Annotated in this window: 15 protein-coding genes; 10 read left to right on the plus strand and 5 right to left on the minus strand. The window is 69.4% G+C overall.

The features are described from left to right. Positions 1–175 precede the first annotated feature (175 nt). From EEY80_RS15795 to EEY80_RS15835, 9 genes are all read left to right on the plus strand, one after another. Positions 176–1,507 carry a replication-associated recombination protein A gene (locus EEY80_RS15795; protein ID WP_126978080.1) on the plus strand — a complete coding sequence of 444 codons (1,332 nt, stop codon included), beginning with the start codon at positions 176–178 and terminating at the stop codon, positions 1,505–1,507. Between the two features lie 121 nt (positions 1,508–1,628). After that, positions 1,629–2,003: a fluoride efflux transporter CrcB gene (gene crcB / locus EEY80_RS15800; RefSeq protein WP_126978082.1), complete on the plus strand. Its 375-nt coding sequence runs from the start codon at positions 1,629–1,631 to the stop codon at positions 2,001–2,003. Then, positions 2,000–3,067: an RluA family pseudouridine synthase gene (locus EEY80_RS15805; protein ID WP_126978084.1), complete on the plus strand. Its 1,068-nt coding sequence runs from the start codon at positions 2,000–2,002 to the stop codon at positions 3,065–3,067. Before crcB ends, EEY80_RS15805 begins: the two co-directional genes overlap by 4 nt. After that, positions 3,064–3,738 carry an HAD-IA family hydrolase gene (locus EEY80_RS15810; protein ID WP_328590533.1) on the plus strand — a complete coding sequence of 225 codons (675 nt, stop codon included), beginning with the start codon at positions 3,064–3,066 and terminating at the stop codon, positions 3,736–3,738. Before EEY80_RS15805 ends, EEY80_RS15810 begins: the two co-directional genes overlap by 4 nt. Continuing rightward, positions 3,735–4,448 carry an ATP12 family chaperone protein gene (locus EEY80_RS15815; protein WP_126978086.1) on the plus strand — a complete coding sequence of 238 codons (714 nt, stop codon included), beginning with the start codon at positions 3,735–3,737 and terminating at the stop codon, positions 4,446–4,448. The genes EEY80_RS15810 and EEY80_RS15815 overlap by 4 nt, the downstream gene beginning before the upstream one ends. Before the next feature lie 232 nt (positions 4,449–4,680). After that, on the plus strand, positions 4,681–5,700 hold the full coding sequence (locus EEY80_RS15820) for an amino acid ABC transporter substrate-binding protein (protein WP_126978088.1): 1,020 nt from the start codon (positions 4,681–4,683) through the stop codon (positions 5,698–5,700). 131 nt (positions 5,701–5,831) lie between these two features. Next, positions 5,832–7,109 (plus strand): amino acid ABC transporter permease, encoded by a 1,278-nt coding sequence (locus EEY80_RS15825; RefSeq protein WP_126978090.1) that lies wholly within the window; start codon positions 5,832–5,834, stop codon positions 7,107–7,109. Position 7,110: 1 nt separating this feature from the next. Beyond that, complete coding sequence (locus tag EEY80_RS15830) at positions 7,111–8,430, plus strand: amino acid ABC transporter permease (protein WP_126978092.1); 1,320 nt, start codon at positions 7,111–7,113, stop codon at positions 8,428–8,430. 10 nt (positions 8,431–8,440) lie between these two features. Further along, on the plus strand, positions 8,441–9,226 hold the full coding sequence (locus tag EEY80_RS15835) for an amino acid ABC transporter ATP-binding protein (protein WP_126978094.1): 786 nt from the start codon (positions 8,441–8,443) through the stop codon (positions 9,224–9,226). 127 nt (positions 9,227–9,353) lie between these two features. Here the strand turns inward: EEY80_RS15835 and EEY80_RS15840 are convergent, their stop codons facing one another. Genes EEY80_RS15840 through argB form a run of 3 tightly spaced genes read right to left on the minus strand, consistent with a single transcriptional unit; the run spans position 9,354 to position 11,382 of the window. Continuing rightward, positions 9,354–9,848, minus strand: coding sequence for a SixA phosphatase family protein (locus tag EEY80_RS15840; RefSeq protein ID WP_126978096.1), 495 nt, complete (start codon positions 9,846–9,848; stop codon positions 9,354–9,356). Further along, positions 9,845–10,507, minus strand: coding sequence for a ferredoxin (locus tag EEY80_RS15845; RefSeq protein ID WP_126978098.1), 663 nt, complete (start codon positions 10,505–10,507; stop codon positions 9,845–9,847). Before EEY80_RS15845 ends, EEY80_RS15840 begins: the two co-directional genes overlap by 4 nt. Continuing rightward, entirely contained in the window at positions 10,504–11,382 is an 879-nt protein-coding gene (gene argB / locus EEY80_RS15850) for an acetylglutamate kinase (RefSeq protein WP_126978216.1), read from the minus strand. The genes EEY80_RS15845 and argB overlap by 4 nt, the downstream gene beginning before the upstream one ends. Before the next feature lie 162 nt (positions 11,383–11,544). Here argB and EEY80_RS15855 point away from each other — a divergent pair, with 162 nt between their 5' ends. Next, complete coding sequence (locus EEY80_RS15855) at positions 11,545–12,285, plus strand: SDR family NAD(P)-dependent oxidoreductase (RefSeq protein WP_205749141.1); 741 nt, start codon at positions 11,545–11,547, stop codon at positions 12,283–12,285. A 32-nt stretch (positions 12,286–12,317) separates the two neighbouring features. Here the strand turns inward: EEY80_RS15855 and yihA are convergent, their stop codons facing one another. Continuing rightward, positions 12,318–12,968, minus strand: a complete 651-nt coding sequence (yihA, locus tag EEY80_RS15860) for a ribosome biogenesis GTP-binding protein YihA/YsxC (RefSeq protein ID WP_126978100.1) — start codon at positions 12,966–12,968, stop codon at positions 12,318–12,320. Then, on the minus strand, positions 12,965–13,720 hold the full coding sequence (locus EEY80_RS15865; RefSeq protein ID WP_126978102.1) for an MOSC domain-containing protein: 756 nt from the start codon (positions 13,718–13,720) through the stop codon (positions 12,965–12,967). Before EEY80_RS15865 ends, yihA begins: the two co-directional genes overlap by 4 nt. Positions 13,721–13,724: the final 4 nt, after the last annotated feature.

Here is a 13,724-nt window from a genome sequence, read left to right on the forward strand (position 1 = left end):
GGCGGACTGGACCCGCCCCGCCCCGCGCCCGCCCCGGACAACCCACCCGGACGCGCCCCTTCCTCCCGGGGGCGCGTCCCAAACCCCCGGGGCCGGCCGCGCGACATCGCGGCCGGCCCCGATGCATTGAACGGGCGCCGCTTCCCCCGCGCCGCGGCCGGCGATAAAAGGGGCCATGTCAGACCTTTTCGACAGACCGCCCCAGAACGGCGCCCCCGACGGTCCGCGCAAGGCGGGCGCCGCGCCGCGGCCGCTGGCGGACCGGATCCGGCCCGCCGCCCTGTCCGAGGTGATCGGCCAGGAACATGTGCTGGGGCCGGATGGTCCGCTGGGGGCGATGCTGGCCGCGGGATCGCTGTCGTCGCTGATCCTCTGGGGGCCGCCCGGCGTCGGCAAGACGACCATCGCCCGGCTGCTGGCGGATGCGACCGACCTGACCTTCGTGCAGATCAGCGCGATCTTCAGCGGCGTCCCCGAACTGCGCAAGGTGTTCGAGGCCGCCAAGCTGCGGCGGAGCCAGGGTCAGGGCACGCTGCTGTTCGTGGACGAGATCCACCGCTTCAACAAGGCGCAGCAGGACGGCTTCCTGCCGCATATGGAGGACGGGACCATCCTCCTCGTCGGTGCCACCACCGAGAACCCGAGTTTCGAGCTGAACGCGGCGCTCCTGTCCCGGTCGCAGGTGATCGTGCTGAACCGCCTGACCCCCGCCGATCTGGAACGGCTGGTCCAGCGCGCAGAGCAGGAGGCCGGGCGCCCGCTGCCCCTGACCGCCCCGGCGCGCGAGGCGTTGATCGAGATGGCGGATGGCGACGGGCGGGCGGCGCTGAACCTCGTCGAACAGGTGCTGGCCTGGAAGGTGGAAGGCAAGCTCGACCCGCAGGCGCTGGCGCAGCGGCTGATGCGGCGGGCGGCGAAATACGACAAGTCGGGCGACGAACATTTCAACCTGATCTCTGCCCTGCACAAGTCGGTGCGCGGCTCGGACCCGGATGCCGCGCTCTATTGGTTCGCGCGAATGCTGGAGGGGGGCGAGGATCCGCGCTACCTCGCCCGGCGGCTGGTGCGGATGGCGGTGGAGGATATCGGGCTCGCCGATCCGCAATGCCAGACGCAATGCCTGCACGCCTGGGAGATCTATGAACGGCTCGGCAGCCCCGAGGGCGAACTGGCGCTGGCGCAGGCGGTGATCTACCTCGCGCTCGCGCCCAAGTCGAACGCCGGCTATGTCGCCTACAAGGCGGCGCGGGCCGAGGCGCGGCGCAGCGGGTCGGAACCGCCGCCGAAGCACATCCTGAACGCGCCGACCCGGCTGATGAAGGATCAGGGCTATGGCGCGGGCTATGCCTATGACCATGACGCCGAGGACGGCTTTTCCGGGCAGGACTATTTCCCCGAAGGCATGCGCCGGCCGCTGCTCTACCAGCCCGTCGAACGCGGCTTCGAACGCGAGCTGAAAAAGCGGCTCGAGTTCTTCGCGCGGCTCCGCGACAAGCGCCGGACCTGACCTTCTGCACCTGATGCAGCCCTGCGGGGGGGCCGGGGCGCGCCAGGTCCCCCGGCGCGCAGCCCCCTGAAGCCCCCCCGTGCCGGTTGACTTTCCGCCCCCTCCGATCCAGTGAGACGGGATGATCCAGACGCTTTTTCAGGTCGCCCTCGGCGGCGCGCTCGGCGCTTCGGCCCGCTGGCTGACAGGTGTGGCGGTGCTGCGCCTGATCGGGCCGGGATTCCCCTGGGCCACGCTGCTGGTGAACGTGCTGGGCTCGTTCCTGATGGGGGTTCTGGTGCTTGTCCTCGCGGGCTGGGGCAACCGCTATGCGCCCTTCGCGATGACCGGCCTTCTGGGCGGCTTCACCACCTTCTCGGCCTTCTCGCTCGACACGGTGACGCTGTGGGAGCGTGGCCAGCCGGAACTGGCACTGGCCTATGTCGCGGCTTCGGTCCTGCTGTCGCTGTCGGCGCTGGCGGCGGGGCTGGTCCTGGCGCGGGCGGTGCTGGCATGAGCGGCGTGCAACTGGTGCAGGTGACCGAGGCCGAGGGCGAGGCGCGGCTCGACCGCTGGATGAAGCGGCGCTTTCCGCAGGTGACGCAGGGCGCCATCGAAAAGCTGTGCCGCACCGGCCAGATCCGGGTGGACGGGGCGCGGGCCAAGGCCTCGACCCGCGTCGCGCCGGGGATGGAGGTGCGCGTGCCGCCGCTGCCCGAGGCGAAGCCCGCCGAGGCGACCGAGGACGCCGCCGCGCCCGAGACGCGGCGCCCTGCGATCCCCGCCGCCGATGCCGAGATGATCCAGGCCGCGGTGCTGTGGAAGGACGAACACATCATCGCGCTGAACAAGCCGCCGGGCCTGCCCTCGCAGGGCGGATCGGGGCAGGGGGGGCGGCATGTCGACGGGCTGACGCCCGCGCTGATGTTCGGCTACAAGGACCGGCCGAAGCTGGTGCACCGGCTGGACAAGGATACGTCGGGCGTGCTGCTCTTGGCCCGCACCGACCGGGTCGCCCGCGCCCTGTCCGAGGCATTCCGGCTGAAGACCACGCGCAAGATCTACTGGGCCGCGGTGGCGGGGGTGCCGAACCCGCGGATGGGCACCATCCGCTTCGGCCTCGTCAAGGCGGCGGGCCGGGGCGGGTCGGGCGACGAGCGGATGATCTGCATTCACCCGTCGAAAGTCGACCAGACCGAAGGCGCCAAGCGCGCGACCACCGATTATGCCGTGCTCGACGCGCTCGGCACCCGCGCCGCCTGGGTGGCGCTGGTGCCGATCACCGGGCGCACGCATCAGCTGCGCGCGCATATGGCCGAGATCGGTCACCCGATCGCCGGCGACGGCAAGTATGGCGGGTCCGGGCAGGAAAACCTCGGCGACGGCTGGGGCGCGAACCTCGGCGGCGAGATCAGCCGCAAGCTGCACCTGCACGCCCGCCAGATCAGCTTCGACCACCCGATCACGAAGAAGCGCATCACCCTGACCGCGCCGCTGCCCGATCACATGGCGCGGACGTGGAAGACGCTGGGCTGGAACGAACGCGACGTGCCCGCCGATCCGTTCCAGGAGCCGACGTGAGCCTGCGTCTTGTCATCTTCGATGTCGACGGCACGCTCGTGGACAGCCAGAACCACATCCATGCCGCGATGACCGAGGGGTTCCGCAGCGCGGGCCACGCGCCGCCTCCGCTGGACCGGGTGCTGTCGATCGTGGGCCTGTCGCTGCCCGAGGCGGTGGCGGTGCTGGCCCCGGACCTGCCCCCGGCCGAGCGCGACGCGATTGTCGCCGCCTACAAGGCCTCGTTCCAGCGGCTGCGCGTCGCCGGGCTGGCGCCGCTCTATCCCGGCGCGCGCGAGGCGCTGGTCACGCTGTCGGCGCGGCCGGGGCTGGATCTGGGCATCGCCACCGGCAAGTCGCGGCGCGGGCTGACGCATATCCTGTCGGCGCATGACCTGGCGCGGATGTTCGTGACGACGCAGGTGGCGGACGATCATCCGTCGAAGCCGCATCCCGCGATGCTGCACGCCGCGCTCGAACAGGCGGGGGTGGACGCGGCCGAGGCGGTGATGGTCGGCGACACGACCTATGATGTGGAGATGGCGCAGGCGGCCGGCATGGCGGCAATCGGCGTGGGCTGGGGCTATCACAGCGCGCCCGCGCTGGTCGCGGCGGGGGCCGTGGCGGTGGTGGCGGATTTCGCCGGGCTGCTGGACCGGATCGACGCGCTGACCGTAAGGACATCGGCATGAGCGAGTGGAAGGCGCGGCGGTTCTGGACGGCGGCGGCGGTGGAACCGGCCGCCGGGGGCTTTGCCGTCACGCTCGACGGGCGGCCCGTGCGCACCCCCGGCAAGCGCCCGCTGGTCCTGCCGACCCGGGCGCTGGCCGAGGCGGTGGCGGCGGAATGGCAGGCGCAGGGCGATACGGTCGATCCCCGCGCAATGCCCGTCACCCGCGCCGCCAATTCCGCGCTCGATACCGTGGCGCAGAACCGCGCCAGCATCGAGGGGATGATCGCGGCCTATGGTGCCAGCGACCTTCTGTGCTATCGGGCCGAGGCGCCGGAGGCACTGGTGGCGCGGCAGGCGGCGGAATGGGATCCGCTGCTGGACTGGGCTGCCCGCGACCTGGGCGCGCCGCTGCGGGTGACGGCCGGCGTCGTGCCGGTCGATCAGCCGCCCGAAAGCCTCGCGGCCCTGGCCGCGCGGCTGGCGGCGCTGACCGACATGGAACTGACGGCGATGCACGATCTGGTGGCGCTCAGCGGCTCGCTGGTGCTGGGCCTCGCCGCAGCCGATGGCCTGCACCCGCCGGAAGACATCTGGCGCCTGTCCCGAATCGACGAGGATCATCAGGCCTCGGAATGGGGTGTCGACGAAGAGGCGGCAGAGGTGGCCGCGCGCAAGCGGGCGGACTTCCTGCAGGCGCATCGTCTGCTGCGGCTGGCCCGCGCGGAGTAACGCCCGCGCGCCGCCCCGGAGCCGGTGGCAAACCATGGATCTGGCGGCATTGAAGCGGCCTGCCCAAAGGCTGGGCAAGTGCCAAGCGGCTGGGCAAATGCCCTCCCGTTCGCCTTGACTGGCCAATCAAAATCGGCCCACACTCCGCTCATTGAGGACACCCTCAAGACGCAACCGGTCAGCGGCTGCGCGAAATACCGCCGTCCGGGCGGCAACTCAGGAAGAGGTAAGCATGAACAGAACCGTATTTCTTGGCACGCTGGCGGCTGCCGGCCTGTCCGCGGGCCTTGCCGGTGCGGCTACGCTGGATGACGTCAAGGCGCGCGACGAACTGAACTGCGGCGTGAACACCGGCCTCGTGGGCTTTGCCGCACCGGATGCCAGCGGCGCCTGGTCGGGCTTCGACGTGGCCATCTGCAAGGCCGTCGCGGCGGCGGTTCTGGGCGATGCCAACAAGGTGAAGTACGTGCCCACCACCGGCCAAACCCGCTTTACCGCGCTGGCCTCGGGCGAGGTCGACATCCTGTCGCGCAACACCACCTGGACCTTCTCGCGCGATGCCGACCTGAAGTTCACCTTCGTGGGCGTCAACTACTATGACGGCCAGGGCTTCATGGTGAACAAGTCGCTGGGCGTCAGCTCGGCCAAGGAACTCGACGGCGCCACGATCTGCATCCAGACCGGCACCACGACCGAGCTGAACCTCGCCGACTACTTCAAGACCAACAACATGAGCTATCAGCCGGTCCCGATCGAGACCAATGCCGAGGGCGAACAGCAGTTCCTCGCGGGGGCCTGCGATGCCTACACCACCGACGCCTCGGGCCTCGCCGCCACCCGCGCCGCCTTTGCCAACCCCGATGATTTCGTGATTCTGCCCGAGATCATCTCGAAAGAGCCGCTGGGGCCGCTGGTCCGTCAGGGCGACGACGAATGGGCCGACGTTGTCCGCTGGACGCTGAACGCGCTGATCGCCGCGGAAGAATACGGCATCACCTCGGCCAATATCGAGGAACGCTCGAAGTCGACCGACAACCCGGAAGTCGCCCGTCTGCTGGGCGCGGGCGAGGACGATCTGGGCGCGATGATCCGGCTCGACAAGGAATGGGCCAAGCGCGCCATCATGGCGGGCGGCAACTACGGCGAAATCTTCGCCGCGACGATCGGTGAATCGACCCCGATCGGCCTCGCCCGCGGCCTGAACGCGCAGTGGACCCAGGGCGGGCTGCTCTACACTCCGCCGTTCCGCTAAGAACCGGCCCCGGGGGCGCGCCGCGAGGTGCGCCCCCGATGCTTCCAACGGGGTGACCGGACCGCAGGGCGCTTGACGCCCGCCAATCAGGCCAAAGGCCGCGCGGGACCGGGATCAGGGGATGACATATAATGACGATCGCCACCGATCCGCCGAAGGACTCCTTTCGGCTGAGCATGTTGCTGTACGACACGCGCTATCGCGCGCTGACCATCCAGGTCGTCGTGCTGCTGCTGTTCATGGCGGGGGTTGCCTGGCTGGTGGACAACACCATCCAGAACCTTCAGACGCTGGGCAAGGATTTCAGCTTCGGCTTCCTGACCAACCGGGCAGGCTATGACATCAACCAGCGGCTGATCGCCTATACCAACGACAGCAGCCACGCGCGGGCCATGCTGGTCGGCCTGCTGAACACGCTGCTGGTTTCGGCGATGGCCTGTGCCGCCGCGACGGTGATCGGCATCTTCGTCGGCGTGCTGCGCCTGTCGCCGAACTGGCTGATCGCGCGGCTGATGACCGTCTATGTCGAGATGTTCCGCAACATCCCCGTGCTGCTGTGGATCCTCGTCGCCTATGCCGTCTTCACCGAGGTGACGCCGCAGCCGCGCGACTTTCGCCTGACGCCCGAGATGGAGGCCGCGGGCGAAACCCCCGCCGCCTCGATGCTGCTGTTCGACAGCATCGCCATCACCAATCGCGGCACCTCGATCCCCGAACCGCTGTTCGACCGGTCGCTGGGCAATGTCAGCCTCGGGCTGTTCGATGTCAGCCTCGATCTGGTCGCGCTGGTCGCGGTCATCGTCGCCGCCGTTCTGGCCAACCGGGCGCTGCTGCGGCAGGCGGCCCGCATCCAGGACGCGACCGGGCGCCGCCCGACGACATGGTGGAAAAGCCTGCTGATCCTCGTGCTGCCGCCGGTCCTGCTGCTGGTGGCGCTGGGCTTCCATCTGGGGCTGCCGGAACTGGCGGGCTTCAACTTCCAGGGCGGCATCCTCGTGTCCAACTCGCTGATGGCGCTGTGGCTGGGGCTGACGCTCTATACCGCGGCCTTCATCGCCGAGGCGGTGCGCGCCGGCATCCTCGCCGTGTCGCGCGGCCAGACCGAGGCCGCCTATGCGCTGGGCCTGCGCCCGCGCCGGACGATGAGCCTCGTGATCCTGCCGCAGGCGCTGCGGGTGATCGTGCCGCCGCTGATCTCGCAATACCTCAACATCACCAAGAACTCGTCGCTGGCCATCGCCGTGGGCTACATGGACCTGCGCGGCACGCTGGGGGGCATCACCCTGAACCAGACGGGGCGCGAGCTGGAGGCGGTGCTGCTGATGATGCTGATCTACCTAATCATCAGCCTCGTCATCTCGGGCGTGATGAACGTCTACAACAACTCCGTCCGGCTGAAGGAGCGCTGAGATGAGCGATACCCACGCCGAAACCGTCGCCTTCGTCCGGGAAACGATGCTGCCGCAGGCCGCCCCGCCGGCCAGCCAGACCGGTGCCGTCCGGTGGCTGCGCGAAAACCTGTTCTCGACCTGGGTGAACGGGGCGCTGACCGTGCTGGGCCTTCTGGCCATCTTCTGGCTGGGGACGCATCTGCTGCCCTGGTTCCTGCACGGGGTCTGGAACGCCAACTCGCTGGCCGAGTGCCGCGAGATCATCGCCAACCGCTGGGGCGACGAGGCGAGCGGCGCCTGCTGGGCGGTGATCCGCGAACGCTGGAACCAGTTCCTGTTCGGCTTCTATCCCAGCCACCTTTACTGGCGGCCGATCCTGGCGCTGCTGCTGCTGTTCGCGGCGCTGGCGCCGGTGCTGTTCGGCAGCGCGCCGCGGCAGCTGCTGATCCTGTCCCTCGCCTATCCGGGGCTGGCCTATCTGCTGCTTTGGGGCGGGTCGGTCTGGTTCCCGATCTCGGCCTATCTGGGCTTCGGCGCGGGCATCGCGGCCTTCCTGCTGCTGCGCCGGGCGGGCCAGTCGCTGCTGGCGCCCATCGTGGCCGTTCTGGCCGCGGTGCTGTGGTGGCTGTTCCTGGCCGGGCCGGTGGAACGCGGGCTGCAGTCGATGATCCCGCTGGCGATGGAACCGGTGCGGTCCAACGCCTTCGGCGGCTTCGTGCTGTCGATCACCATCGGGGTCGCCGCGATCGCGCTGTCGCTGCCGCTCGGCATCGTGCTGGCGCTCGGCCGGCGGTCGGACATGTTCCTGGTCAAGGCGCTGTCGGTGGGCTTCATCGAGTTCATCCGCGGCGTGCCGCTGATCACGCTGCTGTTCACCGCCTCGCTGCTGCTGAACTATTTCCTGCCGCCGGGCACGAATTTCGACATCATCCTGCGCGTCATCATCATGGTGACGCTGTTCGCCGCCGCCTATATCGCCGAGGTCATCCGCGGCGGGCTGGCGGCGCTGCCGCGCGGCCAGTACGAGGCGGCCGATGCGCTCGGCCTCGACTACTTCAAGTCGATGCGGCTGATCATCCTGCCGCAGGCGCTGAAGATCTCGATCCCCGGCATCGTGTCCACCTTCATCGGCCTGTTCAAGGACACCACGCTGGTGATCTTCGTGGGTCTGCTCGACCCGCTGAAGGGCATCACCGACGCCGTCCGCGCCGCGATCGAGTGGAAGGGGATCTACTGGGAACCCTTCATCTTCGTCGGCGCCATCTTCTTCGTCTTCAACTTCGCCATGTCGCGCTACTCGATGCATCTCGAGCGCCGGCTGAAGCGCGATCACCGCTGAGGAACCCCGCATGGAAACCATCGAACGCGCGATCGACCGCAGCCACATGCAGGTCTCGGACGAGGTCGCGGTGCAGATCACGCAGATGAACAAGTGGTACGGCCAGTTCCACGTGCTGCGCGACATCAACCTGACCGTGAACAAGGGCGAACGCATCGTCATCGCCGGCCCCTCCGGGTCGGGGAAATCGACGCTGATCCGCTGCATCAACCGGCTGGAGGAACATCAGTCGGGCCGGATCGTGGTGGACGGCACCGAACTGACCAGCGACCTGAAGAACATCGACAAGGTCCGGTCCGAGGTCGGGATGGTGTTCCAGCACTTCAACCTGTTCCCGCATCTGACCATCCTCGAGAACTGCACGCTGGCGCCGATATGGGTGCGCAAGGTGCCGAAGAAGGAAGCCGAGGACACGGCCATGCATTTCCTGCACAAGGTCAAGATCCCGGAACAGGCGCACAAGTATCCGGGCCAGCTGTCCGGCGGCCAGCAGCAGCGGGTGGCCATCGCCCGGTCGCTGTGCATGCGGCCGCGGATCATGCTGTTCGACGAACCGACCTCGGCGCTGGACCCCGAGATGATCAAGGAAGTGCTCGACACGATGATCGAGCTGGCCGAAGAGGGCATGACCATGCTCTGCGTCACCCACGAGATGGGCTTTGCCCAGGCGGTGGCGAACCGGGTGATCTTCATGGATCAGGGCCAGATCGTCGAACAGAACGAGCCCTATGCCTTCTTCAACAACCCGCAGAGCGAACGGACGAAGCTGTTCCTCAGCCAGATCCTCGGGCACTGAGGGCCGGGATCGGAGCGCGGGGGCGCCGCCGCCCCCGCAACCCCGCGCGGAAGGGGCTGTCTGCCCCTCCCGCGACCCGCCCCGAGGATAGTTCCGCCGACCAGAAGCCGCGCCGGCGATCCGGGCGTCAGGCGACCAGTTCGCGCGGCACCACGAAGTCGAGCGCGGCGCCCGTGCCCCAGTCGGCCGAGGCCCAGCCCTCGCCGCCGAAATCGGCCACCAGCGTCGCACCCGTCGGGTAATGGGCGAATTCGGCATGGCGGGGCGGGGCCGCCAGCAGGCGCGCGGCGAATTCCGCGATGCCCGGGTTATGGCCCAGCATCATCACCGTCTGCCCCGTGGCCTTGCGCAGTTCCGCCAGCATCGCCTGCGCTTCGGCATGATAGAGCGCCGGTACGAACTGTGTCGGCACCTCGCCCAGGCCCAGCATCTCCAGCGTTTCGCGGGTGCGGGTGGCGCTGGAACACAGCACCTGATCCGGCAGGTAGCCCCGGCTGCGCAGCCAGTGGCCAAGCGCCTCGGCCGACCGCCGCCCCCGCGCGTTCAGCCTGCGGTCGTGGTCGGCGGCTTCGGGATCGTCCCAGGAGGACTTGGCGTGGCGGATCAGGATCAGGCGGGTCATTTGGTGTGGAACCGGCTCATGTGATAGGCGGACTGTTCTGGCAACCTGCCATGCGCGTGGCTGACGGGGCAAGCGCGGCGAACATGGCAGCCGCCGGACAGGCAATCGGCACCTGCCGGGCTGTCGAGAAATGCGTGGCAGCGCGGCAGGTCATAGCCTCCGGCGCCGAGCGCGCCCGCCGGGCAGGCCGACAGGCAGGGCTGCCCGGCACAGCTGGCGCAGGGCGGGGCGGCGGGCGGGGCCGGCAGGTCCAGCCGGTCCTTCAGCGCGATGGCCCCGCGATAGGAGGCGAAGAGCCCCATGCGGTCATGGACCAACAGCGCCACGGGCGAGGGCCAGGCCCGGCCCGAGCGCAGCGCCCAGGCAAAGAAGGGTTTCCACGGGGGCCCGCCGAAGGGGAAATGCGCCTTGCCGCCGAACCGGCAGGCCAGCCGTCCCAACGTCCGACGCGACCAGCGGTCGACGGGGTCGGGGCGGCCGTCCAGCCATTCGGGTTGCGCCGTCAGATGCGCCCAGAACCCCGGTTCGGCCGGCGACAGCAGCAGCAGCGTGCCGGTCGCCTCCGGCAGGCCGTCCCCGGGCCCCGGATGAAAGCCGCCGGAGATCGCCAGCCTCTCGGCCGCCGCGGCGGCCTCGATGGCGGCAAGGGTCGCGGTCATTTCCGCCGGGGCTTCACCCGCGGTTCGGTGGACCGGATCTGGCTGCCGGCGCCGTGTTCGGTGAACAGTTCCAGCAGGCAGGCATTCGGCACCCGCCCGTCGACGATGGTGACGGCGCGCACGCCTTCCTCCAGCGCCTTCAGCGCGGTTTCGGTCTTGGGGATCATGCCGCCGGCGATGGTGCCGTCGGCGATCAGCGCGCGCACATCCTCGGGCGTCAGCTGGGTCAGCACCTCGCCCGCCTTGTTCTTCACCCCCGCCACGTCGGTCAGCAGCAGCAGCCGGTCCGCCTGCAGCGCGCCGGCGATGGCGCCCGCCGCGGTGTCGCCGTTGACGTTGAAGGTCTCGTTATCGGCCATGCCCGTCGCCACCGGCGCCACGACGGGGATGATCCCCGCCCCGTAGAGGTCGCGCAGCACCTGCACGTTCATCTCGATCGGCCGGCCGACGAAGCCCAGTTCCGGGTCGTCCGCCTCGCAGACCATCAGGTCGTCGTCCTTGCCGGAAATGCCGACGGCGCGGCCACCCTCGTCCATGATTGCTTGCACGATGCGCTTGTTGACCAGCCCGGCCAGCACCATCTCGACCACCTCGACCGTGGCCTTGTCGGTGACGCGCTTGCCGCGGACGAAACGGCTTTCGATGCCGAGCTTGCCCAGCAGGTCGTTGATCATCGGGCCGCCGCCATGCACGACGACCGGGTTCAGCCCCACCTGCTGCATCAGCACGATGTCACGGGCGAATTCCGCCATCGCCGCGTCGTCGCCCATCGCATTGCCGCCGAACTTCACGACGACCACCGCGCCGGCATAGCGCTGCAGATAGGGAAGCGCCTCGGACAGCGTCCGGGCGGTGGCGATCCAGTCACGGTCCATGGGCTGCTTTCTCATCGGGGGCTCCGCAAGGTCGGCCCGAGTGTTAGACGCTTCGCCCCCCGCTGCCAAGCCCGGGGGACCGAAGGCGCGACCGACGCGGCGGGCCGTTGCGCAGGCGCGGAAAACCTCTAGGCTCCGGTCGGATGGAAACCGGGGTCGGCGATGGCGGATGACGAAGCGAAGGTGATGCTGCTGACCGGGGCCAGCCGGGGGATCGGCCATGCCACGGTCAAGCGGTTTGCGCGCGAAGGCTGGCGGGTGATCACCTGCTCGCGCCAGCCCTTTCCCGAACAATGCCCCTGGGGCGGCGGGCGCGACGATCACATCCAGATCGACCTTGCCGACCCGGCCGACACGATCAACGCCATCGAGCTGATCCGCGAACGGCTGGACGGCGGGCGGCTGCACGCGCTGGTCAACAATGCCGGCATCTCGCCCAAGGGGCCGAAGGGCGAACGGCTGTCGACGCTGTCCACCGACCTGATGACCTGGGGCCACGTCTTCCACGTCAACTTCTTCGCCCCCATCGTGCTGGCGCGCGGCCTGATCGAGGAACTGTCGGCGGCGCAGGGCGCGGTGGTCAACGTGACCTCGATCGCCGGCAGCCGGGTGCATCCTTTCGCGGGCGCGGCCTATGCCACGTCGAAGGCGGCGCTGGCGGCGCTGACGCGCGAGATGGCGCATGACTTCGGCCCGCTCGGGGTGCGCGTCAACGCCATCGCACCCGGCGAGATCGAGACCTCGATCCTGTCGCCCGGCACCGAGAAGATCGTCGAGACGCTGCCCCTGCGCCGTCTGGGGCAGCCGCGCGAGGTGGCGGACGTGATCTGGTTTCTGTGCAACCCGGCCTCGAGTTATGTCACCGGGACCGAGGTGCAGGTGAACGCGGGCCAGCACGTCTGACCCGCGTCCCCGCGCCGGCTATTCCAGCCCGGCTATTCCAGCGTAGCGACGATGGCGCGCAAGTTTTCGATCCCCATGCCCTTTTCGGAACTGGTCAGCACCATTTCGGGATAGGCGGCGGGATGTTTCGACAGCGCGCCCCGCACCTGGTCCAGGACCCGGGCGCGCTCTTTCTCCGACACCTTGTCGGCCTTGGTCATCACCACCTGAAAGGTGACGGCGGACCGGTCGAGCAGGGCGAGGATTTCCTCGTCCACCGCCTTCACCCCGTGGCGGGTGTCGATCAGCACGAAGGCCCGGCGCAGGGTCTGGCGGCCGGCGAGGTAGGATTTCAGCAGCCGCTGCCATTTCTCGACCACCGCCACCGGCGCCTCGGCAAAGCCATAGCCGGGCAGGTCGACCAGATAGCGGCTGTCGCCGAGCGCGAAATAGTTGATCTCCTGCGTCCGGCCCGGGGTGTTCGAGGCGCGGGCGAGGTTCTTGCGCCCGGTCAGGGCGTTGATCAGGCTGGACTTGCCGACATTCGACCGTCCGGCGAAACAGACCTCCAGCCGATCGGGCGGGGGCAGGCCGTCCATCGCCACGACGCCCTTCACGAAATCGACGGGGCCCGCGAACAGCAGCCGCCCCGCCTCGCGCGCCGCGTCTTCGGGATCGGGGGCCAGGGGGAAGGGCAGGGTCATTCCAGCACCGCCCGGTCGCCCTGTGCGACCTCGCCCGCCGCGATCACCGTGGCATAGACCCCGAATTCCTGCACGCCCAGCAGGTCATCCAGCGCCCCCAGCGTATCGGCATCGGACTCGCCCGTTTCGGGATTGCCGGTGGTGGCCTTGCAGCGGCCGATGGGTTCCTCGATCCGCAGCCGCGCGCCGCCGATTCGCAGCGTGCGGCCGATCCAGGCGCGTTCTTCCCAAGGGGCCAGCCCGTCCAGCCAGATGTTGCCGCGCCAGCGGTGGATCGACAGGTCCTGCCCCAGATGTGCGGCAAGCGCCGCGTTCGAGGCGAGGTTCTTGATCGAGATCGAGGGGAAGTCGCTGTCGGTCATCGCCTGCCCCGGGGCAGAGACCAGCGCCACCGGGCGGAACGGGCCGTCCTGCGGGCTGATCGGGGCCAGCCAGTCGATCAGCCGCACGCCCTCGGTCCCGGGGCGGAAGGTCAGGGGCGGCAGGTCCGGGTGGGTCAGCCGCATCTCGCCCGCCGCCTCGTCCCACCGCGCTGCAATCGCCATCAGCGTCCGGGTGCGGGCGGCGCGCTGGAACTGGCCGCACGGCGTCCAGGCCGGGTGGGCCGGATCGAATTTCGACCCGGCATGGGCGACGGCCCAGTGCCGGTCCCAGGGCAGGGCCGCCCCTTCCGAAAGCCGAACGGACGCGAGATCCTCGCGTCCGTGGGCCTTGATCGGGTGGCGGACCAGATGCGCGACCGTGGCAGTCATGCGG

This window comes from Frigidibacter oleivorans, from assembly GCF_003993775.1.
Lineage (GTDB): Bacteria > Pseudomonadota > Alphaproteobacteria > Rhodobacterales > Rhodobacteraceae > Frigidibacter > Frigidibacter oleivorans.